This window comes from Streptococcus sp. CF8_St5-11, assembly GCF_024295625.1.
Lineage (GTDB): Bacteria > Bacillota > Bacilli > Lactobacillales > Streptococcaceae > Streptococcus.
In genome coordinates this window covers 485,479-512,436 of record NZ_JANCOJ010000002.1, presented here as the reverse complement: position 1 = coordinate 512,436, position 26,958 = coordinate 485,479, and the positions used below count along the sequence as shown (strand labels likewise).

Here is a 26,958-nt window from a genome sequence, read left to right as displayed (position 1 = left end):
TTTAAGAAGGGGATAAGATGACAAACCTATCAACTGATTTGCATGATGTTGAAAAAATCATTGTGCTTGACTACGGCAGCCAATACAATCAGCTTATTTCACGTCGGATTCGTGAAATTGGTGTCTTCTCAGAGTTGAAGAGCCACAAGATTTCTGCTGATGAAGTTCGTGCAATCAATCCAGTTGGGATCGTTCTTTCAGGCGGACCAAACTCTGTATACGAGGAAGGTTCTTTTGATATCGATCCTGAAATTTTCGAACTCGGTATTCCAATCCTTGGAATCTGTTACGGGATGCAATTATTGACCCATAAATTGGGCGGGAAGGTCGTTCCTGCAGGTGATGCTGGTAACCGCGAATATGGTCAATCTGAATTGACTTTGACAGAGTCTTCTGCTCTTTTTGCCGGCACACCAGACAAACAATTGGTCTTGATGAGTCATGGAGATGCTGTTACAGAAATTCCGGCTGACTTTATCCGCACTGGTACTTCTGCTGACTGTCCATTTGCATCCATTGAAGATCCAGACAAGAAAATCTATGGAATCCAATTCCACCCTGAGGTTCGTCACTCTGTTCACGGTTATGACATCTTGCGTAACTTTGCCTTGAACATCTGTGGGGCTAAAGGTGACTGGACCATGGACAACTTCATTGACATGCAGATCAAAAAAATCCGTGAAACCGTCGGAGACAAACGTGTCCTTCTTGGTCTTTCAGGTGGTGTTGACTCTTCTGTTGTTGGGGTTCTCCTTCAAAAAGCTATCGGCGATCAATTGATCTGTATCTTTGTAGACCACGGTCTTCTTCGTAAAGGCGAAGCCGATCAAGTGATGGAAATGCTTGGTGGCAAGTTTGGTTTGAACATCGTCAAAGCAGATGCTGCCAAACGTTTCTTAGACAAATTGGCTGGCGTATCTGATCCAGAACAAAAACGGAAGATCATCGGGAACGAGTTTGTTTATGTCTTTGATGACGAAGCAAGCAAACTCAAAGATGTGAAATTCTTGGCGCAAGGAACTCTCTACACTGACGTGATCGAGTCTGGTACGGATACTGCTCAAACCATCAAGTCTCACCACAATGTGGGTGGACTTCCAGAAGATATGCAATTTGAACTGGTCGAGCCACTGAACACTCTTTATAAAGATGAAGTTCGTGCGCTTGGTACTGAGCTTGGTATGCCAGACCACATCGTATGGCGCCAACCATTCCCAGGACCAGGTCTTGCCATCCGTGTTATGGGAGAAATCACTGAAGAAAAACTCGAAACCGTTCGTGAATCAGACGCTATCTTGCGTGAAGAAATCGCTAAAGCTGGTCTTGACCGGGATATCTGGCAATACTTCACTGTTAACACAGGCGTTCGTTCTGTTGGGGTTATGGGAGACGGCCGTACCTACGACTACACTATTGCCATTCGTGCTATCACTTCTATCGACGGAATGACAGCTGACTTTGCGAAGATTCCATGGGAAGTCCTCCAAAAAATCTCAGTTCGTATCGTAAACGAAGTTGACCACGTCAACCGCATCGTCTACGATATCACAAGTAAACCACCTGCAACTGTAGAGTGGGAATAAAAAAAAGGTCCGGGGGACCTTTTTTTTACGAGCTTAGAAATAACAGAGCGAGTTAAAGGTCCGGGGGACCTTGATTCACGAGCCTAACATAAAATATCTAATTAAGTATAAAAATAGGAAATCACACAAAAAGCACTCTGACTTCTTGTCAGGAGTGCTTTCGTACTATTTTTATCCAACTAATCCACTAAAAAATTTGACGATGGCATTCCAGATGGCTCCGAAGAATCCGGCAATGGCATTCCACGCATTTGTAAAGAAGTTTCCACTGTCTTTTAGAATAGCATTTGTATCAAAATTGAGATTGATATTATTAAAGGTATCACCTGCCTTGTCTACGATACTATCTTTCAGATCCGACAAGGTCTTCGTAAAGCTTTTGCTGCTAATGACGCTACTCTTTGAAAGGTTGACTGCGAAATTTACGATCAAATTGACTTGGTTACCCGTCACAGTTGTATCTAACTTATAATTTTTCAGGGTTTCTTCGACGATCTTTCGAATATCATCCTTGCTTAAATCCTGATTATTCTGTTTGGCATTGGCTACTGCTGTTTTAATGTCGGTCAATGCTACGTTTAACTTATCAGCATCGAAGTTTTTCTTACCAGCGTTTTCTTCATTGATCCCGGATAGAGTTTTTAACTCTTCTTGGGCCAGATCTTTGCTTTCTTGAGAAACCTTGGCACCATTTTTCTCAAGCGAGTAATAAATACCAGCCAAGGCACTTTCACCAGTCACCTGTATAGGAGAAGCTACTGTAATTTGAGCATGCTGCAATCCAAGTGTAACGGCTGCATTACGATACATATCTGCAGTGACCTTGGTGATGTTTTGAGGTGTCACGATATTCACTTCTAGTGGCTTATTTTTGCCCAATTTTTGAATTTTAACAGAGGAATAAAGTTCCAAACTATCATCGTTGGCAACGTTCATAATCGAAGAATAAACCTCTGGTGTCATGGTCTTCCACTCTTCTTTATCTTTCGAACTATCGTAGTTCAAGAGACTCAAAGTTTGTTCGATTTGACTTTGGTCTAGTGAATAGCCCAAAACATAGTCTGGTTTGACATAGGTTTCATCGATGACTTTCTGCACATTGCTATCTGCAGAAACACGTGGGACAGCTGTAAACAAAGCCAAAGTCGTCGTTACAAACAATGCAATCTTCTTTAATTTCATCTTTTTCTTCTTTCTAATTCAAATTACCTCTGGGTATCTCATATTACCTTTCTTACCTCACTAGAGATGAAAAAAGAAGTAAATAAAGAGTTTACCCACTTCGATTTTCATTATACAGTTGATTTCTTAAAACTAGCTTACAGTTTTTTTAAGAATGCATGACATTTTTATTTTCCCTAAAAACCGGAGGCAGAACTGATCAGCTTAAAAAAGAGCCAATTGGCTCTCTGGAAAATGATTAAAACCATGAAAATAACTTCATAATCGTCATATTGGTTTCTACTAAACGAGAATAATAAATGTTCCCCCCATTAATGTAGAGTTCCATCCCGTTTAAAAGAGAGATAGGGTGGAGGTAAAGATAAGTTTCACCGGTTACATTGCCAAGACTTGGCGCTACTACATCCCGTGAATAAGCTCGGGCCAACTCTAGGGAATTTGTCCCACCGTGTTTAGCCACATAATCAATGTAGTCTTTCCCGAAATTATAGGCTTGAACGGCTGTCCAGCTATCAACGCCTTTTTTCTTGGCTTCTTTTAACTCATCTGAAAGAGTCTGAATACCTTGGCGAATACTGGCCTTATTATCACTAATGGTATTGGTTTCACCACTTGCACTCTCACTTGCCTGCATGACATCGTCCTCTCGACCTTTGGTCTCAGTATAGATCATAGCAAGAATGAGGTTTTCATTGGCCGTGGTGTCCTCTTCAGCAAGGACTTCTCTAACCAGGGAGCGGTACTGCATGACTTGTTTGACATCATGGTGGATCTGAATTCCCTTGTAGATTCCAAATATTAGTAAGATGAATAAGAAGATCTTCACTATACGTTTAATCATTATTTACTCTGTATATCCTCAATATTTTTGATCAAAATAGAATAAGTCCCATTCTCGTTTAGAATAAATTCAACAGATTCTGCATCTTCATAGACATTATTCGGAACGATCAGTTCAATTCCATTTGACAATGACAATTTCTGATTTTCGAACTTCTTCAACTGACGACTTGCATCAATTTCTTCAAAAGTGACAGGTTCAGGTACAGCTTCTTTGACTTGGTCAATAAAACTGAGGCGAGCTGTCAAATTATCGTCAAAGAGATCATCTGCTAATTTCTCTGGAGAGAGTTTATTTTCTTCTTCGATATGATTGAAAATAGCTGATTTAACCTTTGATTGAAATTGAAAATCATCTGTATTAAAGCTTTCCGCAATCTTCTGGGCTGTTTTTTCTAGTGCCTTGATCGATTTTTTAGGAGAGATCTTGGGTTGCGCCTGCAACAGATTCTCAGAAAAATAGTTCAAGAAAGTCCCGTTGTACTTGATCCGTTTTTCAATCAAGTGGTATTTGCGACTTTGAAGATTGATGACCAAGGCCTCATCAGCACCAGTCCCAAAACCAGGTAGATTATTTTGCGTCAGCTTAATCGGATTATCCACTTCACCACCAAGATGCGTCAGGGTTTCCCGTAAGGCGATCCGAAGAAAGGCAAAATGGTCCACCCCTTCTTTTGAGAATTGAATGAACACCAAATCGTTGGTCTTTTGATTCTCAGAGACGACAAATTCTTCCTTCCAGCGATTCGCTACTGCGACCGAAGTTTCAAGTAGGTCATCTGAGATCATCTCAAGAAAAGGATTGTCCTCTTCGAAAATACCGGTCCTTGCTTCATCAGAATAAACCCGTTCAATCTTCTTACGCAAGTATTCCTCGATTTTAGGCGTGATATTGAGCAATTTATCTGCCAAATAGAGATCGGTATCATCTGGGCTGAATTGATGAATGATGGCTTTCTTTACGTAAATATCCATAAGATGATTTAGTCCTCGTAAAGTGGGAAGGCATCTGTCAAGGCTTTGACTTGAGCACGCACCTCTTCTAATACTTCGTGCTTGTATGCATTCTTCAACGCTTTGATCATGAGTTCAGCAACGGTGCGACTTTCTTTTTCACCAAAACCGCGAGCAGTGATGGCTGCTGCACCAATCCGAATCCCACTGGTCTTAAATGGAGACAAGGTTTCATAAGGAATAGAGTTCTTGTTGAGGGTAATGTTGACCTCGTCCAGTAAGTTTTGCGCCACTTTCCCATTTTCAACAACTTTCGTCACATCGACAAGGAAAAGGTGGTTCTCAGTTCCGCCTGAAATGACACGGAAATCAGGATCTTGCAAGAAGACATCAGCCATGGCCTGACTGTTTTTAATCACGTTAGCGGCATACTCTTTAAAGGCAGGATCAAGCGCTTCTTTAAAAGCGACTGCTTTAGCAGCAACGACATGCTCCAAAGGTCCTCCTTGGATACCAGGGAAGATGGCAGAATTGATCTTCTTAGCCAAATCTTCATCATTTGTCAGGATCAAGCCACCACGAGGACCACGAAGGGTCTTGTGAGTGGTTGTTGTCGTGATATGGGCATAAGGAACTGGACTTGGGTGAAGACCTGCTGCAACTAGACCAGCAATATGGGCCATATCAACCATGAGCTTAGCTCCTACCGCATCAGCAATTTCACGGAATTTTGAAAAATCAATAATGTGAGAGTATGCTGAGGCACCAGCAACTATGAGTTTTGGTTTGACTTCTTGGGCTTGTTTTAAGATGGCGTCAAAATCCAAGAGTTCTGTTTCCGAATCTACACTATAGGACACAAAGTTATAAGTTTGCCCTGAGAAGCTCACAGAAGCTCCGTGAGTCAAATGCCCACCGGCAGCTAAGTCCATCCCCATAACAGTGTCTCCAGGCTCAATCAAGGCCATATAGGCAGCACAGTTGGCTTGGCTCCCTGAGTGGGGTTGAACATTGGCAAACTTAGCCCCAAAGATTTCCTTAGCGCGTTCGATGGCCAGGCTTTCGACGATGTCTACAACATCAGTCCCACCGTAGTAACGGCGACCTGGATAACCTTCTGCATATTTATTGGTCAGAATAGACCCTTGCGCTGCCATAACCGCCTTAGAGACGACATTTTCAGAAGCAATCAACTCGATATTGTTTTGTTGGCGTTCCTCTTCTTTGGAAATAGCATTCCATAGGTCTGCATCATAGGCTTTGTAATCTTCTTTATCAAAAATCATAGGTCTACTCCTTATTAAATAATTTTTTTTATACATTATGACAGAGGAAGGTCATCTTCCTCAAAAGAAAGCTCGGGCACTTGTGCAAGCAAGTCAGCTTTCGTAATAGAACCTTGTCGTAAAATCCTCGCTTTGGAACCAGAAATATCTAGGATAGTCGAATCTTGCCCAGTAAGGAAAGCATCGTCCTCAAAGCCAGGAATTAGCTGATCAAATTCTTTTACAATAGCTTCATACTTTGTTCCGCTAGCATGTCCAGATAGATTTGCAGAAGGACCAACTAAAGGACCATATTTACGAATTAATTCCAATGTCTTTGGATGGGCTGGCATCCGAAAGCCAACCGTAGACATCCCTGAATGAATCCAGTCAGGCACCTTTTCATTTGCTTGAAGAATAATGGTTAATGGCCCAGGTAAAAATGATTTAATCAGTTTTGTTAGATAGCTAGGCTGGTTCTTCGAATAAATTCGAATATCTTCTTCATCTGCTACATTCAAGTTCAGGGCTTTCTCTCTATGTCTACGTTTTAATTCGTAAATATAATCAACTGCCTCTTGATCCAAAGCTTTAGCGAAAATACCATAGACTGTTTCAGTTGGCAGAATAACCGCACGTCCTGCTTCTAATTCTTTCTCAATGTGATCCATTGTCTACTACTACCATTCTATCTTGTCCAAATTGGTCTTTCAAAACTCGAACTTGTTTGTTGGGAAATGCCTCTTGAAAAAGCTCTTTTACCTTGCTTCCTTGCTTATAGCCAATTTCTAGATAGATCTTTCCTTCTGGTGTTAAAACACTTGGCGCTTGCTGAGCAATCTTTTCGTAGATAGCATATCCATCACGGTCTGCAAAGAGAGCTAAGTGAGGTTCAGAGGCTAATACATTGGCTCCGACTTCTTCTAGATCATTACGTGAGATATAGGGTGGATTGGAAACAATCAAGTCGTATGGACCTTCTAGATGATCCAGAACATCAGAATACTTAAAATCAAGGATTGCTTCTAACTGCTGGGCATTTTTTTGAGCTAGGGCTAAGGCCTCCTCTGACACATCACTAGCTTGAATCTTCCAGTTAGGTTTAGCAAGGGCTATGCTAATGGCAATGGCACCACTTCCTGTTCCAATATCCAGAACTCTTAAGGCTTCCCCATCGTTTTCCTCAAGTATGAGAGCGACCAACTCCTCAGTCTCTGTGCGTGGAATCAGCACGCGCTCATCAACTGTAAAAATATGGCCAAAAAAATCTGCGCTACCAATAATATATTGGGCAGGGATGTGATGTTTCAACTGCTCAAAGATGGATAGAAGCAAGTCCTGATCCTCTACTTCCACTTCTTTTTGCAAGGCAAGGACAAAGTCTGTAAAGGTCCAGTTTTTTAAAGCTCGATACGCGAAGGAGAGGCTTTCTGCTTCCTCTCCAACGGCTATTAATTCTTCTTCATACTGGGCTAATAATGATCCCAACAACATTATTTATTCAACTCTTCTAGTTTTTGTGTTTGATCATACAAGACCAAAGCATCGACCACTTCATCTAATTTACCAGATAAGATAGTATCCAGTTTTTGAAGGGTCAAGCCAATCCGGTGATCAGTCACACGGTTTTGAGGGAAGTTATAAGTCCGGATCCGCTCTGAACGGTCACCAGTACCGATAGTTGACTTCCGCTCAGCGTCTTGCTCATCTTGGGCAATCTGGGCAAAGTGGTCAGCCACACGCGCACGGATGATCTTCATGGCTTTTTCACGGTTCTTTTGTTGCGTCCGTTCTTCCTGCATCTCTACCTTGATATTGGTTGGCAAGTGGACGATACGAACGGCTGTTGCAACCTTGTTGACGTTCTGTCCACCCGCACCAGATGCGTGGTAAATGTCAATCCGAAGGTCTTTTGGATCAATGTCGTATTCAACTTCTTCAATTTCTGGCATGACCAGAACAGTTGCTGTAGAGGTATGGACACGACCTTGGCTTTCAGTCACAGGGACCCGTTGTACCCGGTGGGCACCAGATTCATACTTGAGTTTCGAGTAGACCGATTGACCAGAAACCATGGCCACTACTTCTTTGATCCCGCCAACGCCATTGTAAGAGGCTTCCATGACCTCAAAGCGCCAACCTTGGCTTTCCGCGTATTTTTGATACATCTGCAAGAGGTCGCCAGCAAATAACTGCGCTTCGTCCCCTCCTGCTGCTCCACGAATTTCCAAGATAATGTTCTTGTCATCGTTTGGATCTTTTGGAAGAAGTAAGATCTTCAGTTTTTCTTCGTACTCTTCTTTTTCAGCCTTGGCATCTTTCAGCTCTTGCTTGGCCATTTCTTCCAAATCTGTATCGCCGCCTGCTTCCTTGATCATTTCTTCAGCATCAACGATATTTTGAAGCACTTGCTTGTACTCTCGGTAGGCTGTCACCGTGTCGCGAGTGGAAGCCTCTTCTTTTGAAAGCTCCATAAAACGCTTGGTATCAGAGACCACATCAGGGTCACTCAATAATTCCCCTAACTCTTCGTATCGGTCTTCTACAGCTTGTAGTTGATCATAGATATTCATGTTTGCTCCTTAATTCTAGGTTGTTAGATCATAGATTGCTACAATTTCGTCTTCTATGACTTGGCCAGTTTCTTTAAATCCATAATGGAGATAGCAAGATCTCGCTTGATTATTTTCCGGTTCATAAGATAACCAAAGACTTGTTGCTTTTCCAGCTGGCTCTGTTCGAACAAAGTCAATGACTGCATCCATAGTCGGTTTAAAATAGCCTAAACCTTGAAATCGTTTATCGATCATAAAACGAAATAACAAGTAGTTCCCCTTACTGATCCCAATTTTCCGGTCATAGGCAATCATAACAAAACCAACTAATACTTCCTTATCATAAACTGCTAAGGGAGCTATAAAATCACCATTTTTATCATATACATAGGCTTCAGCTAAACTAATGGAATTGGATGCAATAAAATTCCTTTGGTTTGGATGAACTTCTAGATTTAAAACGTCAAAATAATTCTCTATTGTAATATCTTTTAAACAAATAGACATTATTATCCTCTCTAAAACGTTCTAGATGCTTTCAGTTGGTATGTCCGGATTAAAATAATGCTTGCGGCAAACCGAGATATAGGTCTCGTGTCCGCCGATCTGGATCTGCTCTCCGTCGTAGACAGGTTTGCCCGCTTGGGTGCGCAAGACCATGGTCGCCTTACGGGAACAGTATTGGCAGATGGTTTTGATTTCCTCGATCTTGTCCGCTAACAAGAGGAGGTGTTTAGAGCCCTCAAAGAGTTCATTTCGAAAATCATTTTTGAGGCCAAAAGCCATCACCGGCACATCCAGTTCATCAACGACTCTTGCCAGATCATAGACATGGTGGCGTTTCAAAAACTGAGCTTCATCGATTAAGACACAGTAAGGTTTGATTGCTTGGTTTTTAATAAAGCCAAAGATATCGGTTTCGTCTTCAATTGCAACGGCTTCCCGTTTCATACCAATCCGGCTAGAAACAACTCCAAATCCATCACGCGTATCGATTGCTGAGGTCATGATGACGACGCTCTTACCTTGCTCTTCATAATTATGGGCCACCTTCAAAATCTCAATGGTTTTCCCCGAGTTCATGGTCCCATATTTATAATATAATTGTGCCATTTTCCTTCTGTTCTCTCTAAAATGTGTTTCATTATCATTTTACCATAATTTTGCTGACCTTTGTATCCCAAAATGTGATAAAATAGTCCTATAAAAAATTTAGGAGGTGGCCATATGCCATTTGTACGAATTGATCTATTTGAAGGACGCACTTTGGAACAAAAGAAAGCCCTCGCTAAAGAAGTAACGGAGGCTGTTGTCCGCAATACTGGCGCTCCTCAGTCAGCTGTTCACGTTATCATTAATGATATGCCTGAAGGAACCTACTTCCCTCAAGGTGAAATGCGCACCAAATAATATTTCCACTAGAAAAACCTTTCTTGCTTGTGATAACACATAGCAGGAAAGGTTTTTGTTTTATTTTTCTTGTGCTTGACGTTCTGCTTTACGTTCTTCAAATTCTTCATCACTCATCAGAGTTCCACCGACATTAGCTGATTTAGCAAATGCAGTGTAGCGGCGCAACCATCCGCTTGAAATCTTAGATTTGAAAGGTTTCAAGTGTTTACGGCGTTCTTCAAGCGTTCCATCATCGACAAGCAAATCAAGAGTACGATTTGGAAGATCAATCACGATTTCATCCCCATCTTCGATTAAGGCGATATTACCACCTTCTGCTGCTTCTGGAGAAACGTGACCAATCGCAATCCCACGAGTAGCTCCTGAGAAACGACCATCCGTAATGAGAGCCACATCCTTACCAAGACCGCGTCCGACAATCTTAGAAGTTGGTGCCAACATTTCTGGCATACCAGGACCACCCTGAGGACCTTCGTAACGAATGACAACGACATGTCCCTTCTTGACTGTTCCATTGTCAATCAACTCAAGGGCTTGATCTTGTGAATCGCAACAAATAGCCTTACCGCGGAAAGTGGTCACAGACGGATCGACGCCACCGACCTTGATGACCGCCCCATCTTGAGCAATATTTCCGTAAAGGATAGACAAACCACCAACTGGTGAGATAGGATGCTCAATTGGATGGATGATTTCTTCATTTTTGATTTCCGCACCAGCTACGTTTTCTTTCAAGGTTTTACCAGTAACTGTAATACGATCACCCTTAATAGCACCTTTTTTGATCAACTGATTGATAATGGCTGGAACACCACCAGCTTCGTGCACATCATGCATAGTGTAGACACTTGAAGGTGCAATTTTAGAGAGATAAGGTGTCCTCTTGGCAATTTCGTTGATATCTTTGAGATCATAGTCAATCCCTGCCTCACGCGCAATCGCAAGCGTATGGAGAACAGTATTAGTTGAACCACCCATGGCCATATCAAGCGCAAAGGCATCATCGATAGCTTCTTTAGTCACAATATCCCGTGGACGGATATCCTTTTTAATATTCTCAACCAATTGTTTGGCTGCTTGGCGAACCAATTCACGGCGTTCATCTGAAACAGCTAGGATAGTACCATTTCCTGGAAGAGCAAGGCCTAATACTTCCATCAAACAGTTCATGGAATTGGCGGTAAACATACCAGAGCAAGAGCCACAAGTTGGACAGGCATTTTTTTCCAAGAAATCCAGCTCATCCATGCTCATATCACCAGCTTGATAAGTCCCTACTGCTTCAAACAAACTGGAGAGAGTCGCTTGATGCCCCGTCATGTCAACGCCACCCTTCATAGGTCCACCAGAACAAAATACAGCAGGCACATTGGTCCGCATGGCTGCCAAAATCATTCCTGGTGTAATCTTGTCACAGTTGGGAATATAGAAAACACCGTCAAACCAGTGGGCATTGATGACCGTTTCAGCAGTATCAGCAATCAATTCGCGAGATGGCAAACTATAACGCATCCCGATATGGCCCATAGCGATTCCGTCATCGACACCGATGGTATTAAATTCAAAAGGAATCCCACCAGCCTCGCGAATAGCTTCCTTAGCAATATCCGCTAATTCACGCAGATGAACATGCCCTGGAACGATATCAATATAGGAGTTACAAATCGCAATAAAGGGCTTTTGCATATCCTTTGCTGATTTTACTTGCCCTGTTGCATAAAGGAGACCACGCGCTGGTGCTCGGTCGATCCCCATTTTGATCATATCACTTCTCATCTTGTTCTCCTTCTAGTTCTTCATTTCTACCTCCTAATCTTACCACTTTGACATCAATTGTCAAGAACTTTCAGAAAATTTATACTATTTACGGTACATAAAAAGCCTGGTTTCCCAGACTTCATTTTAGTTTGTTTGCTTTTTTTCGATCTGCCAGAGCCGAAGTTGGTAACAAATTCCACTCACGACTAGGCTAGAAATAAGACCGATCCAATAGGCGTATGGACCAAGGTTGGTCACATGGTCAAGAAAAATCCCCAGTGGGATAGAGATACACCAATAACTAAAGACACCTAATAAGAATGGAACAGTTGTATCCTTATAACCCCGCAAAATCCCTTGCAGGGGTGCTGCAAAAGTATCAGCTACTTGGAAAAAGAGGCTATAGGTCATAAAAATCGCTGTTTGTTGCACAAAGACTGGATCCTTGCCGTATAGCCCCGCCAGTTGGAAGCGGAATGTATAAAGAAAGACGAGGGTGACAATCGCAAAACCAAAGGCTGTCAGCCGTCCCAAACGGCAATATTGTTTGACCACTTCTGGTCTTCCTGCTCCCAATTCGTAAGATACGATAATAGCCATGGTGCTCGAGATACTGACTGGGAAAGCATACATCAGGGTAGAAAAATTCATGGCCGATTGGTGACTAGCGATGGTGAGTGATGGAAATTTTGCCATTAACAGGCCAACCAGCGAGAAGATGATGACTTCTGCAAAAACAATTCCACCGATTGGAAGCCCAAGGCGCAATACTTCTTTCATCCCTTTAAAATCATAAGGTTGTGGCTTCCACAATTGGAAAGATGCTACCTTAGGGTGCTTGCACAAGATCAAAACTGCAATAGCCAGCAAGACCCAGTAGGCCAGAGAGGTTCCAAGACCTGCTCCCGCTCCTCCCATCTCAGGAAAACCAAATGCTCCATAGATCAGGATATAGTTAAAACAAGCATTCAAAGGCAAGAGCAAGAGCATCAAGTACATCGATAAACGCGTCATTCCCAACGTATCAAGGAAGGTCCGCACGATACTAAAGAGCAACAAGGGTAAGATTCCTAGAGAAAGGAAATATAAGTAGCGAATGGCTATTTGAGCAACAACATTTTCTAAGCCGATCTGCTTGAGAATCATTGGCGCAATCCCCCAGACAAAGCCTATTAAGAGAATGGCCATAGCAAATGACATATAGAGGAATTGGTAAAAATCGCCAGCAATCCGTTCTTTATTTCCCTTACCTAAGTGATGCCCGACAATCGGTGTCAGAGCAGAGACAATCCCGGTCAGGAAAGTAAAAAATGGGTTCCACAGACTGGTAGCTGTAGAAACCCCAGCCAAATCAAGGGTCCGGTACTGACCGGTCATGGCTGTATCGACAAAGCTGGCTGAATAATTGGCCAATTGGTAGATCAAAATCGGCAAAAACAGACTCAAAAACAAGCGCAAGCGTTCTTTAAAGTGATAGGTTAAATACATGATTCTAACTCTCTTCTCATCAAATAAGATTTTCTCCTCTTCCACTCTACTATATGTTCTCTTAAAAGTCAAAAAAACCGAAGATCCAAGGACCTCCGGTAAATTTGAAATAATTATTTATTGCGGTTTAAAATCGCATTGAGAACGATTGCTAAGACACTTGCGACAACAATCCCGTTTGCAAAGAACATTTGGAATCCTGTTGGAAGGCCGTTAAAGAGGGTACTGTTATTCAAGCCAACCCCCGCTGCAATCGATACAGCTGCGATGAGGAAATTATGCTCATTGTGTTCAAAATCAACACGCGCAAGAATCTGCATCCCTTGAATCGATACAAAACCAAACATCACTAGCATCGCTCCACCAAGAACTGGGCTTGGGATGATTTGTGCTAAAGCTCCAAACTTAGGAAGGAGACCGAGTAGAACAAGGAAACCAGCCGCATAATAGATTGGAAGACGAGTCTTGATACCAGACAATTTCACTAAACCAACGTTTTGTGAGAATCCAGTGTAAGGGAAGGTGTTGAAGATACCACCGAGGAGAACGGCCAACCCTTCAGCGCGATACCCATTGCGAAGGCGCGTGCTATTAATTGGATCTTTAGTAATATCAGAAAGAGCAAGATAGACACCTGTTGATTCCACCATAGAAACTGTCGCGATGATACACATCATGACGATTGAGGTGATTTCAAACTTAGGAGCTCCAAAGAAGAAGGGCGTTGGAACGTGAACGACTGGTGCTTGAGCCACAGGTGTGAAGTCTACCAAGCCCATAGAAGCCGCAATGGCAGTCCCTGCGATCAAACCAATCAAGATTGAAATGGATTTAATAAACCCAGTCGTATAGATATTAACAACTAAAATGATGAGAATAGTCACCACAGCCAAAATCAAGCTTTGAACGGTTGGTTTTGGCGCATTATTTCCCATATTTCCAATCGCTACTGGAATCAAAGTCAAACCAATGGTGGTAATAACGGATCCCGTTACAATTGATGGGAAGAGATTGGCAATCTTAGAGAAGAAACCAGATACAAGGATGACATAAATCCCTGAGACAATCAAGGCACCAAACATGGCCCCACTTCCATGACTAGCCCCGATCATGCTGAGAGGTGCTACAGACTGGAAGGCAACCCCCAGGACTACCGGAAGACCGATCCCAAAGTATTTATTGAGCTGCACTTGAAGGAAAGTTGCGACCCCACACATGAAGATATCTGTAGAGATGAGATAGGTCAGTTGATGAGCGTTATAACCCAAAGCTCCCGCGATCATGATCGGTACCAAAATAGATCCCGAATACATGGCCAAAAGGTGTTGCAAGCCTAAAATGGCTGCCTGTGAATGGCTTTCTTGTTTTTGCATTAGATGTCTGCCTCCTTAAATACAACCTGACCTTTTTCAAAACGGTCCAAACGTGCGAGGGATACAACTGGATATCCCAACTCTTCTAACAATCCCCGTCCATCTTGGAAGGATTTTTCAATCACGATCCCAATCGCTTCGACTTGAGCCCCGGCTTGTTCGATGATTTGAATCAAGCCTTTGGCTGCTTGGCCATTTGCAAGGAAATCGTCAATGATCAAAATCTTATCTGATGGATCCAAGAATTTACCCGCAATCGAAACGGTGCTGGTCACTTGCTTGGTAAAGGAATAAACCTCAGCCGTCAAAATACCTTCATTCATCGTGATGTTTTTCGCCTTCTTAGCAAAGATCATGGGAACATCCAAGGCTTCAGCTACATAAAGGGCTGGCGCAATTCCAGACGCTTCAATGGTTACGACTTTCGTCACGCCAGCATCTTTGAACCGGTCCGCAAAGGTCTGACCAATTTCTTTCATCAATTTGAAATCCACTTGGTGGGTCAAAAAGGAATCCACCTTGAGGATATTCTCACCCAAAACATTGCCATCTTTTAAGATGCGCTCTTCAAGTAATTTCATACTTCCTCCTACTTTTTTAAAAATCCTCTACTTCATTCACAAAATACAAAAAGGCCTGCTAAGCAAGCCTTGAAATCTCTCTAGAAAGAGAAATAATCCCGACTTACTTATTGTTAGGTGTTCCGGCACCTTGTAGAAACATCACGCCTATTCGTGAAATAAATAAGTAATTCAATTAGTGTGCATCGCCATTCCAGATAGAATTCTTAACGATCACATAGTCAACATGTTTCAAATCTGCTAATTTTCGGCCTCCTGCATAAGAGATCGAACTTTGCAAATCTTGTTCCATTTCTGTCAAGGTATCTTGCAAATGACCCTTGGCAGGCAATAAAATCTTCTTACCTTCGACGTTCTTATATGCACCTTTTTGGTACTCTGAAGCAGATCCATAGTACTCTTTGAAAGACTCTCCATCAATCTCTACTGTTTTACCAGGACTTTCAATATGTCCTGCAAAGAGAGAACCGATCATGACCATAGATGCCCCGAAACGAATCGATTTGGCAATATCGCCATGGGTCCGAATCCCACCGTCCGCAATGATTGGCTTACGCGCTGCTTTTGAGCACCAGCGAAGGGCAGCCAATTGCCAACCACCTGTACCAAATCCAGTCTTAACTTTGGTGATACAAACCTTACCAGGGCCGATTCCGACCTTAGTCGCATCAGCTCCCGCATTTTCCAATTCACGAACAGCCTCAGGTGTTCCAACATTACCAGCAATGACAAAGGTATCTGGCAATTCCTTCTTGATGTGTTGAATCATCCGAATGACACTATCCGCATGACCATGTGCGATATCAATGGTGATGTACTCAGGCGCATCTTCCTTTAATTGACTCACAAAGTCGTATTCGTATTCCTTAACACCAACCGAAATAGAAGCGATCAAACCTTGATCATGCATGCGTTTGACAAAAGGAATCCGTCCCGCTTCATCAAAACGGTGCATGATGTAGAAGTAACCACCACGTGCCAACTGCTCTGCTACATTCTCATCCAAGATCGTCTGCATATTGGCAGGAACAACTGGAAGCTTGAAGGTATGGTTTCCAAATTGGACGGTTGTATCTGCTTCTGAGCGGCTATTGATGATACATTTGTTGGGAATCAACTGGATATCTTCATAGTCGAAAATAGGAAATTCATTTAACATAAATTGAAAAATCTCTTTTCTAAAAACTGACCTACCTATGCGCAAGCGCATCGCTACGTCTCTTGACGTTTCCTTGATAGATTATACCAAAGATACGGACCTAATGCAATGGGAATGATTTTATAGGAAATAACGTTCGGAAATTATAAGACAAAAACCTGTTTCAAACAGAGAAACAGGTTTTATTTATGAACATTTTGGAGCCAATTGTTTACTTCTCTAGCTACAATTTCAGGCGCCTCTGTATACAGTTCGTGCCCCAAACCTTCTAGCAAGACTTGCTTGATCTGGGGATCTAGTTGCTTCAGAGCATCTTTTCTCCATTCAGGTTCTTCTTGGTATCGAGGCCCGATAAAGAGGACAGGCAGTTCTACCAGTGGAATCTGGTAAGTCTTGATCTGACGCCGTAGACGCAATAAAGCCATGACCTTTTCGAGATTCAGATTTAATTCATATTGTTCACTCGCTGGATTCCAGCGATAGCTAGCCTCTACTGCTTTTTGCGCTATAGGAGTAGGATCTGCTTGATCACCAAGTTCGGATAACACGGCTTCTTCTAAAGTTGCAAAGACTTGCTGCTGCATGAAAGACGCCGTTCCTTCTAGCTCTTCTTCAAGAGGCAGGATCTTTTCCATATCCAGATAGCCACCATCCAGGAGAATCAGAGCTCGAATCTGAGGAAACTCGCCAGCCAGATAACGAGCCAAATCTCCACCCAAGGAATGCCCCAATAAACAGATCTCTTCCGCCTGGCCAATCCGACCTTGAAACCAAGCACGAAGATCGTTTTCTGTCTGAATCATTTCCCTATAGGGATCTAGAAAAGTCACAGGAAAGCCTAGTTTTTCAATAAGTGGAGCTAGATGGTAGCCATTGCCACCTAGGCCACCAATAAAATAATATTGCATGTGTTTTGTCCTCACTATTTAAATTCTGAAAACTATAAGTGATCGCGATGTTTTTCATACCACTCTCTGTATTCTTTATACGTATTGATCGGAGTTTGCTCATTTGTCTTTGGATCTGTTGCAATAACATCTAATTTATCCTGACCAACTGGCGCAAACCAATGGCGCATATCTTGGAAAATAGCTTCCGGATCATTGTAGTCTCCTTGTCTAACTACAATAAAGGCTAATCCTCCATTCCTCTTAAAATATTCAGGATATTCTTTAATAAAATTTAGCTGAACGTCTTTTCTTACTTTAAAATTCTTTCTGTAAGATAAATCATAATAGCTTATAAAACCGTACTCATTAGCTATATCAGCTAGATTGGTATAAGAAAATGAAAAAGGGCGCCATTTATATTCTGTCTTATCTTCAGGAAGTGCCCGTGTGATCTTCTCACTTTCTAAATCTAAAGCAACTTCTTTTTTATCTTTATCGTTCTCCTTATTTACCAAAGAAAGAACCATATAATCTCTACCATTATCCGAATATCCTCCTCTTGCCTGAAAGTCCAGTTTGTATCTCTGATCATAGGTTTGTAAAAGCTCGACCACGTTAATCGTTTTCGGTGGATTCTTCAAATGATTAAGATCATAGACATCAAATGATAATCCAACCGGTTGATTAGATCCGCTACCAATAAACTTATCTGTAGTTGCAACATAATAATTGGATAAAACAAAAGATCCATTAGCTCCACTCGTCTCATAATAAACATAGCGATTCTGAGATCCAAAAGTTTCGATTCTTTCTACCTTTGTTTTAACAATCTGTACTTCATGGTCTTCCTTCCACTGAACATATTTAGGCCAGACATAGGAATAAGCAGAGTAGGCAAAGAGAGCTAACAAAATCAAACTCACAATCACCTTAGTCCGAAAGCTGAGGGCCTTTAGGTATTTCATTCGATTAACATTCTCCTATCTATTTCTAGTTTTTAATCAATTCTCTAGTTTTTCCACAAACTGTTTCGATTAAACGAGGGGTTGGTATTACTCCGGCAATTCCACCTTCAAGCTCATATCTGTTGGTTGTAACACTTTCTGAACCACTGCGAGAAAGGCCAATCCATTATCAGATGGGGAATACTGGAATGTGATATGGATGACTTTTTTATCAAACTTATCACCATATCGCTCCACATACTGCTTGCTTTCGAGGAAGTAGATATAGTTATTGAGTTTTTCTTGAAGCTTCAAGAGATGCTCCTCTTCAAATGACTCTATCCATTTGTTTTCATCAATCAATAACAACTCAAGATGGTCATCTGAAACACCCATCGCATCGATACTCGTAACGTCTAGTACAATTGGCCATACCTCTGCAACTGATTTAATTTTTCTTCTATTCTTATTTTCCTCTTTCTTTTGCTCTTTAATGATGTATTCTACTTTCTCTTTATCACAGTTTTTGAAAAGCTCCATAGAATCAATTAAATTACAAATATTACGGTAATAATTCACCTTTTTCTCATTAGGAAGATTATAAATACTGTCAAGAACAATAGGTACTATGGCCTCCGCATCAATAATAAAAGGTAAAGAATCATATTCTTCCAGTAAATCCTCTTGTTTTTTGATAAATGATACAACTTGATATAAATGTATAATATACTGACTAGAAGCTAATTCCTTTAAAATATTAAAAGTTCGATCTGGAATATCAAAATCTCCCTCTACATAAATTGGATAAAGGCTATATTCTATCAAAATATGAGTATCTGTAATATCTTGATAATATGAGTCTCGATGACCAATTCTATACTCGGGATCAATACCTAAGAAAGCATCTATTTCTCTGTGATTTTCAATAGCTTTTTTATACCGCATAATATCCCACTCGGTATCTTTTTTTAGTCTATATGTCTTCATTTATTACTCCATTGAATCTAAAATGAACTTTCATGACGTTTCTCTACCTTTCGTTTCGATTAAATAATAGTGCAATATCATTCACTATCTTAAATTGACATTCTCACCCTCTTCAATCCAATATTGCTCCTCTTTGGGGATCAAATGATCAAAACGTCCTGAAAAAAACTTCCATCCGTTTGGCACATATCTTTCGTAGTTTTTCATCCCCAGATGGTTTGAATAAAATTCTTCTTTATCAAAATCGATGAAAAGATCCGGAAGCAAGGCTTTTCCTTCCAGAATAATCTCTGAATTCAAGTTCTCCTCTTCCATTGAACGTTTGATCATTGAGATCAATTCTTCAACGGTCACCTTCAGCCAATCATCTTTATACATTTCTAAGTAGGACTCAAGATTGTTTTTTGTAACCACATAAAGATTCTGTTGAATCTCAGGTAAATAGGAAAAATCAAGATCCCAACCTGCTTCCTTGTAGGATTGAATATATTTATCAATATCCATTGTCCACATATCATTGGAACAAACGTACCAGTTAAACCTATGGTTCGCAATAACTCCAACAATATTTATTTCTGGCTTGTTTATTAATTGATCTTTATCCACTAGTATTTATCCTATATCTATTCTTCAATTGTAATTAATCCTCACCATATACATCGCTGCCACAAGCTAACCAGAATTTTTCTTCTTCTGGAATCTTATCCCCAAATGATTTATATTTGCCTTTCCATGGTTCTGAAACATATTCTTCGAATGATACGTATTCTGCGTACTGCGAGTACAGTTCCATCTCATCCATATCAATAAACAGGGAAGGTTTAAAGTCGTATACTGCGTTCAATCTATCTTCCTGATACGATTTAGCAAAAGCTTCTCCCAGCTCATTTCGATTACATTTGTATGCTTCCATATCTTCTAAGAAATATGGCAATGTTTCATTGGTCAGTTTCGAAGAACGTTTTCGCTCATCATACAGAGTATCAAGCGAATAGCGTGCCACCTCATAATCAATATACCAGAATTCCAAATCCGAAACATACCAGGTATATTTATTTTTATGTTTAAAAAGAACAACAATATTTTCACCGTACTTAGGTTCGATCATAATTTCCCCAATCCAACTATATTTTTTCTCTTATTTCTCTCTCGATGTGACATAATATCAGCGAATCGTGTTGTGATTGGCAAACGGCTATCTTTTGTAACAAATTCTAAAACAAATTCCCGAGTCGTTTCCAGATCAATCCAATTCCCACAAGAAATATAGATTGGTTTGACATCTTGATGAGTCCGTAAAACTTGCCCATAAATTTCACCGTCTTTTACAATATTTGTATAAGCTCCCTCACGATTTTCAGGGACAGTATATTGAGCCCCATCAATATGGTAATAGTTTTTAGCGACGCCAATTGTCGGCTTATTTAAGTAGAAAGAAGCGTGTGTCGCTATTCCCATATTGCGCGGATGCAAATATCCATTTCCATCAAACATATACAAATCTGGTATAACACCTAAAAGTTTTACTGCCTCTAAAATCAAAGGTAACTCTCGAAAAGCTAAATAACTAGGAAGATAAGGAACATGGATTTCGTCAGAGTAACTCACTTCCTCCAACGCTTCCATAGTTTTACGGTCGATGACAACGATACATGCAACACCGTATTCCTTATCTCCTTCTTTCCAATAAGCAAGGTCCACTCCTGCCACATATTGGATATCAGAAGGTATGAAACGATTCGTCAAATCAATCTGAGATCTCAAGCGATTTTGTTCTACTTCAAATTTATGTCTAAAGTCGATAAATCAACACCCCACTTTTTTGCTATCTTGAAATCATCTTCGGTAGGCTCTGTTTTTTCTTCAATAACTTTACCAGTCTCATCATATTTCTTATAGAGAATTTTTTCTCCTGCAATACAATAAGAAACCGACTTAATATCACCATTTTCAAAATATTCTTTTTGAATTCCTTCGGCTGAACCTCTGTCTTGATTATTAATTCTTTTAATTTTTCCATTAGAATAAAAGTAGACAGCTAGACCATGCCTATACCCATTATCTATATATCCATAAAACTCTAATTGACCATCTGAATATAAATCATAGGCTAAACCAGTATAAGGAACCTCTTCTCCTAATTCATTTTCACAGACAATTTGTTCATAGAATTCTCCGCCCCAATCAAGTTCTTCTTCAAAACAAACACCATTTTGAAGCACTTCTTCTTTTGTTAAAATCTTCTCTTCCATCATTTTTCAACCTTAGAATTTTTTTTATAGCGTTCCTTCCGCAACCAAATCATAAGGGAAGTACGGAAGTCCTTCTAATCCCTTGTAATCCAATCCTTTAATTTTACAAAGAGCACCTGCTTCAAAGGACCAGTAGCCATAATAACTTCTGTTATTGGTTTTATGTAAATTGTACCATCCTGTATCTCTGCTACCTTGGTACCATTTCTTAGCCACATATTCTTTAAGCAATTTTAGAGCTTGTTCAGAATCCTCTTCTTCAATAATTTTTCTGGTAAAACCATAAGGCTTTGGAAAATTATAATTCAGTCGAATCTTCCACTCTGGACGACGATATTGAATCAGATAGTCAATCAAATAGTCCTCTGAGTCATCCTTCTTGACCAAATCTACTAGCTGATTAAACATATTCTCCTCAATATCTAACAAAATTCCAATAGAGAGAGCCCAGACCATTTGTTCATAGCCAGAATTTCCTTGCCAAGATAGTTGCAAACTCTCTAAATACTTAATATACTCACCCTTGAAATCTTCAATAGAATAACCCGCAGTATAAGTCGCTATCATAACTTCTTTTTGGTACCGACATATTGATGATCTTATATTCGAAATGACAACATTATTGTCCAAAGAAAATTTTTGGATCCCTTCTTTCTCATCCTGTTCAATTACTTGAATTCGTTCTTCAGAATCTTGAATGGCTTTTTGAAAAACTTGGATTAGTCCATTTATATTATTTTTATCTGAAAACGTGTCTCTTAGTTCCAACTCTATCTTCTTTCTATGTCCTTATATAGATTATCTATATATTCCACCTTCTGCAACCAAATCATATGGAAAATATGGAAATTCTTCTAACTGTTTATAATCTAAGCCCTTCATTTTGCAGAGAGCGCCTGATTCAAAGGACCAGTAACCATAATAATTATCAATGTTGCGCTTATGCAAATCATACCAGCCTTCATCTCTACATCCCTGATACCATTTTTTAGTCAAGTATTCTTTCAAGAGAGATACAGCCTTTTCAGAATTTTCTTCCTCTATAATCTTTCGGGTAAAGCCATAGGGTCTTGGGAAATTATAGTTGATCCTAATTGTCCACTCTGGATGACGAGACTGGATAAGGTAATCGATCAAATAATCCTCCGGATCATCCGTTTTGACTAAGTCTACTAACTTATCAAAAGTCGTTTCATCAACTTCTAATAAAATACCAATAGAAAGAGCCCAGAGCATTGCATCATATCCTGAATTGCTATGCCACACAGGGACAAGACTATCAACATATTTAAGGTACTCTTCTTTGAATTTTTCAATAAGATGCCCCGCAGTGTAGGTGGCTATCATATTCTCCTTCTGATAAATAGAAATATCAAGTTGTACTGATTTGATAATTTCTTCAATCGGTCGTTTGTATGAATTTTCCCCTTGTTTTAATTTTGTTAATTCTTGAGTCCAATCATCAATAGATAATTTATTAAATAGAATGAGTTCATTAATTTTTTCTTCTATAAATATATTATCTCTTTTCACTGCTTATCCTCAAATAGTTATATAGAGCTTTTCATAGGCATTACACAAAACTAAACAAACAAACCGTAAATCTATTACCTACTATCATACCGAAATACAGTTTGAAGTTCAAGTTAGTCACTAGCTAGGGAAATTAGATAAGTAAAAAGACACCACAGGGTCTCTTACTATTTGATTCTATACTGAATGATCGAGACACAAAACAATCCACTCACCTGTGGTGAAATGGATTGTTTCTTTATTAACGGTTCAACAAGAAATTGAACAATTTTTCGACAATTTTTACGACCAACCAGCATAAGAATCCGATATAGCTGAAATAGAAAATGAGTGACAAAATCGTAATAATCATGGTTTCCTCCTTCGTCGATTGCAAGTACTTGTCTTATTATACCTTTTTATGCAATCGAACTCAATAGAATTTTGAAAATTGTCTGATTATTCTTTTTCTTCTTTGGTGTCTTGATCGGCTTCTTCACTGCCTTTATTGACAGCTGTCTTAAATTCAGCAAACATTTTGCCGATGGACTGGCCCAATTCTGGTAGGCGTTTTGGTCCAAAAATCAAGAGGGCTCCTAGGATGATGATGATCAATCCTGGTGCTCCAATATCACGTAAAATTCCCATTAGTTTCTCCTTTTTCTTGAATAGATGACTTTACTGATGGCGACACTGACTTCAAATAAGAGGATCAAAGGGAGTGTCATGGCCAAGTCACTGATAAAGTCTGCAGGGGTTAGCACGACGGCTAAGACCAGCAGGACAAAGTAAGCATATCGTCGGTAGGTTATTAAAAACAGTGGTGTCAAGAGACCAATCGAGGTCAGAAAAGCGACCAAAACTGGTAACTCGAACAAAACCCCTAAAGGCAAGGTGGTGTGCCATAAGAAGGTTAAATAATTTTGTGCCGTCAATTGGGTATCAAACAGCCCTTCTCCTAAACGCATCAAGACCTCTAAAATAGCTGGATTGACAAAGAAATAACCAAATGCAAGTCCCAGCACAAAGCAAATAAAGCTAGCTGGGATATAAGCAAAGACTGCACGCGCCTCCTTCTCCTTCAGAGCCGGCCTTACAAATTGCCAAATCTGGTAGACAATAAAGGGTAAGGTCAGGCTAAAGGCTGTGAGATTGGCCAGCGATACATAGATCCATAGGATATCATTTGGCCCCAGTACCAGCAGTTTTTGATGGAGGCTAGCCGTCAAAGCTTGGTAGAGCTCTCCTCCAAATACAAAGGCTACGATGAAGACGATAATATAACATAAGACCACTGCGATCAATCGTTTTCGAAATTCGACCAAGTGCTCAACAATGGTCATTTCATCTGCTCTACTCTTTGCCATGTTGTCTCACCGTGATGAGGGCGATCAGAGCCACAAACATTAACTGAGGAAGAAGAACTTCCCAGCTTGGATAGATGCCCGCCCAATCGATGGTTGGAAGTCCATTGACCAAATGGCTAGGTAGGATATTGGTCAACTGCAGGGCGTGGATGCTGACACCGAGCATCTTGAAGGCCAAAGCGTAAATCAACCACGTCAGAATGAAAAAGATTCGATGAGGTTGGATAGCTTGACTGGCCTTGGTCATGGCCACTGCAATGATGATGAGAACGGCTATGGCAAACCCTATTCCCAGTAAGAAATTCGCGGTTGTAATCCGCGGAATGATCCCGACATAGAAGAGAATAGTCTCAGCCCCTTCACGAAAGACTGCTAAGAAACTGAGAGCAAACATCGACACAAAGCTTCCTGTAGCCGTTACGGTCTTCATTTGACGGTCCATAAAGGCATTCCACTGTTTGACAGAGGACTTGCTGTGGAGCCAAATTCCGATGAGAATCATCATGACTACAGCGAAAATCCCAACGCCACCTTCAATGATTTCCCGGTTAGACCCCGAAGTAACGGCTGGAAAAGCTACTTGCAAAACAAGAGCGATCGCTGCACTGGCAAGAACACCAGCAATAGCTCCACCGTAAACCCATTTGAGGCCTTTCCTCATCTTAGCGGCCTTAAGGGTCGTCACAAGTGCCATGACGATCAGAAGGGCTTCTACTCCTTCACGCAATAGAATCAACATGGCATCAAAAGCGTTGTAAGAAGCTGTCGTATCGATCGTAGACAGGTCCTTGATCAAGGCTTGTAATTTCTCTTGATAGGCCTTTTCTTTCCCCTTGACCATAATAACCGGGGATTCGCTCTCTACGCGCGTGTAGAGACTGGGATTGGTCGTGCTAACATCCCCTTCGATAGTTGGCCAGATCGTGATGAACTGCTTCATAGTCGCTGCAGCAGATTTATCGTCGCCGGATTGAAATTGGCTTTGCGCCTTCTCCAAAAGCTTGATCCCATCTTTCAACGTCAAATCCGTACTGGCACTGCTAATGGCTTCTCCTTTTACAAAGGCATCAATCCCATTTTTGAGGTCATTATAAGAGGACTGGATGTTAGTGAAATCAGTAGGCTCTGTTTCAATACTACTGCGCAAGAGCGAAATGGCCGTCTCGATTTTGCCATAGTAGGCTGTGCTGTGATCTCTTACCACCGCTTCGTTTCGCGTCCAGGTGTTATTGAGATCAGCATAGGTTTGACGGGTTTTATCCAGATCCTTAGCTGTAATGGCCTCTTGTAGGTTCTTAAAATAAGGTGCGAGCCGACTCACGAGTTTGTCTTTTTCCGCCTCTAAATCGACCGGATTTTGCTCTTTTTCAAAAGCCAGCAAGGCTGATGAGATCTTGGTAAGATCGTCTTTGGTTACCTCCCCTTTTATAGCCAGGGCTTGGTTAACTTTTTTCCCTGCCTTGGAATCATGGTGATCTTTGGATTCAAAATCAGCCTGAATCTCAGCGATTAATGCCTTGGCCTTTTTCTGGTCCTTATTTTGTACAGCGGTTGTTGCATCCGTGATCTTGATAAAGAGATCGCTATAAGAGTCCGCAGCCACTGGATGAGTCCAGAACAAGGCAAGAAGGCCGAAGAGGATCAAGAGTTTATTCAAAGAGTGCTTGACCAAGATACCCTCCTTTCTCAACGCCTGCAAAGCAAGCAAAGAGTCCACTTCCGATATGAGTGATATACTCGTTCATTTTGTCTACTGCGCCCAAGTTGGTTTGGATTTTGACAAAGCTGTTCGGGTCCTTTTGAAAGGCGATAAAGATCAAGCCTGCATCAAATTGCCCGGTTTGTTCATTGATGCCATCCGAATAGGAATATGACCGGCGTAAAATCGGTCGATCGACTTCTTTGGCCAAACGGACATGTGAATCAACTGGTAGTTTAGATAAATCTACTTCATCAAATTCGTTGGTTTTACCAAAGGGAGCACCGGACTCCTTGTAGCGACCAAAGGTATTTTCCTGTTCCTGCAAATTGGTTCGATCCCAAGTTTCCAAGTGCATTTGCACTAGGCGAAGAGCCATATAGGAACCACCCTTCATCCAGTCCTTGCTGTCAGTCCAGACGACCTTGTCAAAATCCTTCTCAGTCGTGACATTTGCTGTTCCATCCTTGAAACCAAAGAGGTTGCGTGGCGTTTCTTTTCGGTCACCAATAGCTGCAAATCCTGATTTGCTCCACTTCATGGTAATGGTATTACGACCCTTACGAATCAGATTTCGCACCGCATGAAAGGCTACTTGCTCATCGTCTGCACAGGCCTGAATGACGATATCGCCACCAGTATATTTGTCCTGCAACTGCTCCTTTGGAAATGGGGGTAAATCACGAAAGAGTTTCGGACGTTTGGACTCCAAGCCTAGTTTCTTTAGAAAGGAAGCCGATACCCCAAAAGTCAGGCTCAAGCGATAGGGATTGAGTCCTACTGTTTCACCTGTATCTGTTGGAGGCAAGAGGGCATTGGCGCCATCTTTTTTGACCAATTCTCCTTCGACTAATTTACTACTATAGTCGGTCCAGTCTTTAAAAAGCTGGATGATTTCTTTTTTGTCCGTCGTGTGAAGGTCTAATACCACCAAGTAGCAAGCCTTCTGCATAGGAGTCGTAATCCCTGCTTGGTGCTTGCCATAAAAGGAGATGTCTTCATCCCCATCATAAGCTTTTTTGCTGGAACTGTCTTGATTAGCGAAAAAAGCAGATGCACCAGAGAGGCCCAGCGCTAGACCAGCCCCTCCAATACCTGCTTTTTTAAGAAATTCACGACGGTCCATTTTTTTATCTAAAAATTTTTCGTCAGCCAT

General features: G+C 41.0%; 29 protein-coding genes and 1 riboswitch. Of the genes, 2 read left to right on the top strand and 27 right to left on the bottom strand.

Features of this window, described 5'->3' with window-relative positions; translation table 11 throughout:
* The first annotated feature begins 17 nt into the window (after positions 1-17).
* Positions 18-1,583 carry a glutamine-hydrolyzing GMP synthase gene (guaA, locus tag NMM13_RS06305; RefSeq protein ID WP_070674125.1) on the top strand — a complete coding sequence of 522 codons (1,566 nt, stop codon included), beginning with the start codon at positions 18-20 and terminating at the stop codon, positions 1,581-1,583.
* Positions 1,584-1,754: 171 nt separating this feature from the next.
* Here the strand turns inward: guaA and NMM13_RS06300 are convergent, their stop codons facing one another.
* From NMM13_RS06300 to NMM13_RS06260, 9 genes are all read right to left on the bottom strand, one after another.
* Complete coding sequence (locus tag NMM13_RS06300; protein WP_214259895.1) at positions 1,755-2,765, bottom strand: DUF1002 domain-containing protein; 1,011 nt, start codon at positions 2,763-2,765, stop codon at positions 1,755-1,757.
* 238 nt (positions 2,766-3,003) lie between these two features.
* Positions 3,004-3,606, bottom strand: coding sequence for a lysozyme family protein (locus tag NMM13_RS06295; protein WP_003007284.1), 603 nt, complete (start codon positions 3,604-3,606; stop codon positions 3,004-3,006).
* On the bottom strand, positions 3,606-4,580 hold the full coding sequence (locus tag NMM13_RS06290; RefSeq protein WP_129299266.1) for a nucleoid-associated protein: 975 nt from the start codon (positions 4,578-4,580) through the stop codon (positions 3,606-3,608). Before NMM13_RS06290 ends, NMM13_RS06295 begins: the two co-directional genes overlap by 1 nt.
* Positions 4,581-4,588: 8 nt before the next feature.
* Positions 4,589-5,845 (bottom strand): serine hydroxymethyltransferase, encoded by a 1,257-nt coding sequence (glyA, locus tag NMM13_RS06285; RefSeq protein ID WP_254728128.1) that lies wholly within the window; start codon positions 5,843-5,845, stop codon positions 4,589-4,591.
* 35 nt (positions 5,846-5,880) lie between these two features.
* On the bottom strand, positions 5,881-6,495 hold the full coding sequence (locus tag NMM13_RS06280) for an L-threonylcarbamoyladenylate synthase (RefSeq protein WP_254728126.1): 615 nt from the start codon (positions 6,493-6,495) through the stop codon (positions 5,881-5,883).
* Positions 6,482-7,318, bottom strand: coding sequence for a peptide chain release factor N(5)-glutamine methyltransferase (gene prmC, locus NMM13_RS06275; RefSeq protein WP_254728125.1), 837 nt, complete (start codon positions 7,316-7,318; stop codon positions 6,482-6,484). The genes NMM13_RS06280 and prmC overlap by 14 nt, the downstream gene beginning before the upstream one ends.
* Positions 7,318-8,397, bottom strand: a complete 1,080-nt coding sequence (gene prfA / locus NMM13_RS06270; protein ID WP_049515614.1) for a peptide chain release factor 1 — start codon at positions 8,395-8,397, stop codon at positions 7,318-7,320. The genes prmC and prfA overlap by 1 nt, the downstream gene beginning before the upstream one ends.
* Positions 8,398-8,412: 15 nt before the next feature.
* Positions 8,413-8,886, bottom strand: coding sequence for a GNAT family N-acetyltransferase (locus NMM13_RS06265; protein ID WP_254728124.1), 474 nt, complete (start codon positions 8,884-8,886; stop codon positions 8,413-8,415).
* A gap of 21 nt (positions 8,887-8,907) precedes the next feature.
* Positions 8,908-9,492, bottom strand: coding sequence for a thymidine kinase (locus tag NMM13_RS06260; protein ID WP_254728123.1), 585 nt, complete (start codon positions 9,490-9,492; stop codon positions 8,908-8,910).
* Between the two features lie 114 nt (positions 9,493-9,606).
* Here NMM13_RS06260 and NMM13_RS06255 point away from each other — a divergent pair, with 114 nt between their 5' ends.
* On the top strand, positions 9,607-9,789 hold the full coding sequence (locus NMM13_RS06255) for a 4-oxalocrotonate tautomerase (protein ID WP_001117401.1): 183 nt from the start codon (positions 9,607-9,609) through the stop codon (positions 9,787-9,789).
* 60 nt (positions 9,790-9,849) lie between these two features.
* Here the strand turns inward: NMM13_RS06255 and ilvD are convergent, their stop codons facing one another.
* The 18 genes from ilvD to efeB all read right to left on the bottom strand — a co-directional run bounded on the left by ilvD (position 9,850) and on the right by efeB (position 26,958).
* Positions 9,850-11,568 carry a dihydroxy-acid dehydratase gene (gene ilvD, locus NMM13_RS06250; RefSeq protein WP_254728121.1) on the bottom strand — a complete coding sequence of 573 codons (1,719 nt, stop codon included), beginning with the start codon at positions 11,566-11,568 and terminating at the stop codon, positions 9,850-9,852.
* A gap of 126 nt (positions 11,569-11,694) precedes the next feature.
* Positions 11,695-13,038: an MATE family efflux transporter gene (locus NMM13_RS06245; protein WP_049515622.1), complete on the bottom strand. Its 1,344-nt coding sequence runs from the start codon at positions 13,036-13,038 to the stop codon at positions 11,695-11,697.
* 113 nt (positions 13,039-13,151) lie between these two features.
* On the bottom strand, positions 13,152-14,411 hold the full coding sequence (locus NMM13_RS06240; RefSeq protein ID WP_070589011.1) for a nucleobase:cation symporter-2 family protein: 1,260 nt from the start codon (positions 14,409-14,411) through the stop codon (positions 13,152-13,154).
* Positions 14,411-14,992, bottom strand: a complete 582-nt coding sequence (locus tag NMM13_RS06235; RefSeq protein ID WP_254736854.1) for a xanthine phosphoribosyltransferase — start codon at positions 14,990-14,992, stop codon at positions 14,411-14,413. The genes NMM13_RS06240 and NMM13_RS06235 overlap by 1 nt, the downstream gene beginning before the upstream one ends.
* 90 nt (positions 14,993-15,082) lie before the next feature.
* A riboswitch (purine riboswitch) is annotated at positions 15,083-15,178 on the bottom strand.
* Positions 15,168-16,151: a GMP reductase gene (gene guaC, locus NMM13_RS06230; RefSeq protein WP_195487214.1), complete on the bottom strand. Its 984-nt coding sequence runs from the start codon at positions 16,149-16,151 to the stop codon at positions 15,168-15,170. (Overlaps the previous riboswitch by 11 nt.)
* 182 nt (positions 16,152-16,333) lie before the next feature.
* The gene (locus NMM13_RS06225) at positions 16,334-17,059 is read right to left on the bottom strand and encodes an alpha/beta fold hydrolase (RefSeq protein ID WP_254728119.1); all 726 of its coding nucleotides are present in this window, start codon (positions 17,057-17,059) and stop codon (positions 16,334-16,336) included.
* Positions 17,060-17,091: 32 nt separating this feature from the next.
* Positions 17,092-18,006 (bottom strand): hypothetical protein, encoded by a 915-nt coding sequence (locus NMM13_RS06220; RefSeq protein WP_195487212.1) that lies wholly within the window; start codon positions 18,004-18,006, stop codon positions 17,092-17,094.
* Between the two features lie 87 nt (positions 18,007-18,093).
* Positions 18,094-18,972, bottom strand: coding sequence for an NAD glycohydrolase inhibitor (gene ifs, locus NMM13_RS06215; RefSeq protein WP_254728117.1), 879 nt, complete (start codon positions 18,970-18,972; stop codon positions 18,094-18,096).
* An 84-nt stretch (positions 18,973-19,056) separates the two neighbouring features.
* A complete protein-coding gene (locus NMM13_RS06210; RefSeq protein WP_254728115.1) occupies positions 19,057-19,578 on the bottom strand; it encodes a hypothetical protein in 522 nt (173 codons plus the stop codon).
* A 34-nt stretch (positions 19,579-19,612) separates the two neighbouring features.
* On the bottom strand, positions 19,613-20,080 hold the full coding sequence (locus NMM13_RS06205; protein WP_254728113.1) for a hypothetical protein: 468 nt from the start codon (positions 20,078-20,080) through the stop codon (positions 19,613-19,615).
* Complete coding sequence (locus NMM13_RS06200) at positions 20,077-20,736, bottom strand: endonuclease V (protein ID WP_302849505.1); 660 nt, start codon at positions 20,734-20,736, stop codon at positions 20,077-20,079. The genes NMM13_RS06205 and NMM13_RS06200 overlap by 4 nt, the downstream gene beginning before the upstream one ends.
* A gap of 11 nt (positions 20,737-20,747) precedes the next feature.
* Positions 20,748-21,224: a toxin-antitoxin system YwqK family antitoxin gene (locus NMM13_RS06195; RefSeq protein ID WP_254728111.1), complete on the bottom strand. Its 477-nt coding sequence runs from the start codon at positions 21,222-21,224 to the stop codon at positions 20,748-20,750.
* A 24-nt stretch (positions 21,225-21,248) separates the two neighbouring features.
* The gene (locus NMM13_RS06190; protein ID WP_254728109.1) at positions 21,249-21,992 is read right to left on the bottom strand and encodes a PoNe immunity protein domain-containing protein; all 744 of its coding nucleotides are present in this window, start codon (positions 21,990-21,992) and stop codon (positions 21,249-21,251) included.
* A 30-nt stretch (positions 21,993-22,022) separates the two neighbouring features.
* The gene (locus NMM13_RS06185; RefSeq protein WP_254728107.1) at positions 22,023-22,757 is read right to left on the bottom strand and encodes a PoNe immunity protein domain-containing protein; all 735 of its coding nucleotides are present in this window, start codon (positions 22,755-22,757) and stop codon (positions 22,023-22,025) included.
* 438 nt (positions 22,758-23,195) lie between these two features.
* Entirely contained in the window at positions 23,196-23,384 is a 189-nt protein-coding gene (locus tag NMM13_RS06180) for a twin-arginine translocase TatA/TatE family subunit (RefSeq protein WP_254728105.1), read from the bottom strand.
* Positions 23,384-24,103 (bottom strand): twin-arginine translocase subunit TatC, encoded by a 720-nt coding sequence (gene tatC / locus NMM13_RS06175; RefSeq protein WP_254728103.1) that lies wholly within the window; start codon positions 24,101-24,103, stop codon positions 23,384-23,386. Before tatC ends, NMM13_RS06180 begins: the two co-directional genes overlap by 1 nt.
* Entirely contained in the window at positions 24,090-25,775 is a 1,686-nt protein-coding gene (locus NMM13_RS06170; protein ID WP_254728101.1) for an FTR1 family protein, read from the bottom strand. Before NMM13_RS06170 ends, tatC begins: the two co-directional genes overlap by 14 nt.
* Positions 25,753-26,958, bottom strand: a complete 1,206-nt coding sequence (gene efeB / locus NMM13_RS06165; protein WP_150906048.1) for an iron uptake transporter deferrochelatase/peroxidase subunit — start codon at positions 26,956-26,958, stop codon at positions 25,753-25,755. The genes NMM13_RS06170 and efeB overlap by 23 nt, the downstream gene beginning before the upstream one ends.

Coding starts and splice junctions, on each gene's coding strand:
- efeB (WP_150906048.1), bottom strand. CDS start 26,958: ATGGCTGACGAAAAATTTTTAGATAAAAAAATGGACCGTCGTGAATTT.
- prfA (WP_049515614.1), bottom strand. CDS start 8,397: ATGAATATCTATGATCAACTACAAGCTGTAGAAGACCGATACGAAGAG.
- NMM13_RS06205 (WP_254728113.1), bottom strand. CDS start 20,080: ATGATCGAACCTAAGTACGGTGAAAATATTGTTGTTCTTTTTAAACAT.
- NMM13_RS06245 (WP_049515622.1), bottom strand. CDS start 13,038: ATGTATTTAACCTATCACTTTAAAGAACGCTTGCGCTTGTTTTTGAGT.
- NMM13_RS06280 (WP_254728126.1), bottom strand. CDS start 6,495: ATGGATCACATTGAGAAAGAATTAGAAGCAGGACGTGCGGTTATTCTG.
- ilvD (WP_254728121.1), bottom strand. CDS start 11,568: ATGAGAAGTGATATGATCAAAATGGGGATCGACCGAGCACCAGCGCGT.
- prmC (WP_254728125.1), bottom strand. CDS start 7,318: ATGTTGTTGGGATCATTATTAGCCCAGTATGAAGAAGAATTAATAGCC.
- NMM13_RS06195 (WP_254728111.1), bottom strand. CDS start 21,224: ATGGAAGAGAAGATTTTAACAAAAGAAGAAGTGCTTCAAAATGGTGTT.
- NMM13_RS06225 (WP_254728119.1), bottom strand. CDS start 17,059: ATGCAATATTATTTTATTGGTGGCCTAGGTGGCAATGGCTACCATCTA.
- NMM13_RS06180 (WP_254728105.1), bottom strand. CDS start 23,384: ATGGGAATTTTACGTGATATTGGAGCACCAGGATTGATCATCATCATC.
- NMM13_RS06255 (WP_001117401.1), top strand. CDS start 9,607: ATGCCATTTGTACGAATTGATCTATTTGAAGGACGCACTTTGGAACAA.
- tatC (WP_254728103.1), bottom strand. CDS start 24,103: ATGGCAAAGAGTAGAGCAGATGAAATGACCATTGTTGAGCACTTGGTC.
- NMM13_RS06265 (WP_254728124.1), bottom strand. CDS start 8,886: ATGTCTATTTGTTTAAAAGATATTACAATAGAGAATTATTTTGACGTT.
- NMM13_RS06290 (WP_129299266.1), bottom strand. CDS start 4,580: ATGGATATTTACGTAAAGAAAGCCATCATTCATCAATTCAGCCCAGAT.
- NMM13_RS06235 (WP_254736854.1), bottom strand. CDS start 14,992: ATGAAATTACTTGAAGAGCGCATCTTAAAAGATGGCAATGTTTTGGGT.
- NMM13_RS06300 (WP_214259895.1), bottom strand. CDS start 2,765: ATGAAATTAAAGAAGATTGCATTGTTTGTAACGACGACTTTGGCTTTG.
- NMM13_RS06295 (WP_003007284.1), bottom strand. CDS start 3,606: ATGATTAAACGTATAGTGAAGATCTTCTTATTCATCTTACTAATATTT.
- NMM13_RS06220 (WP_195487212.1), bottom strand. CDS start 18,006: ATGAAATACCTAAAGGCCCTCAGCTTTCGGACTAAGGTGATTGTGAGT.
- NMM13_RS06240 (WP_070589011.1), bottom strand. CDS start 14,411: ATGCAAAAACAAGAAAGCCATTCACAGGCAGCCATTTTAGGCTTGCAA.
- guaC (WP_195487214.1), bottom strand. CDS start 16,151: ATGTTAAATGAATTTCCTATTTTCGACTATGAAGATATCCAGTTGATT.
- NMM13_RS06260 (WP_254728123.1), bottom strand. CDS start 9,492: ATGGCACAATTATATTATAAATATGGGACCATGAACTCGGGGAAAACC.
- ifs (WP_254728117.1), bottom strand. CDS start 18,972: ATGAAGACATATAGACTAAAAAAAGATACCGAGTGGGATATTATGCGG.
- guaA (WP_070674125.1), top strand. CDS start 18: ATGACAAACCTATCAACTGATTTGCATGATGTTGAAAAAATCATTGTG.
- glyA (WP_254728128.1), bottom strand. CDS start 5,845: ATGATTTTTGATAAAGAAGATTACAAAGCCTATGATGCAGACCTATGG.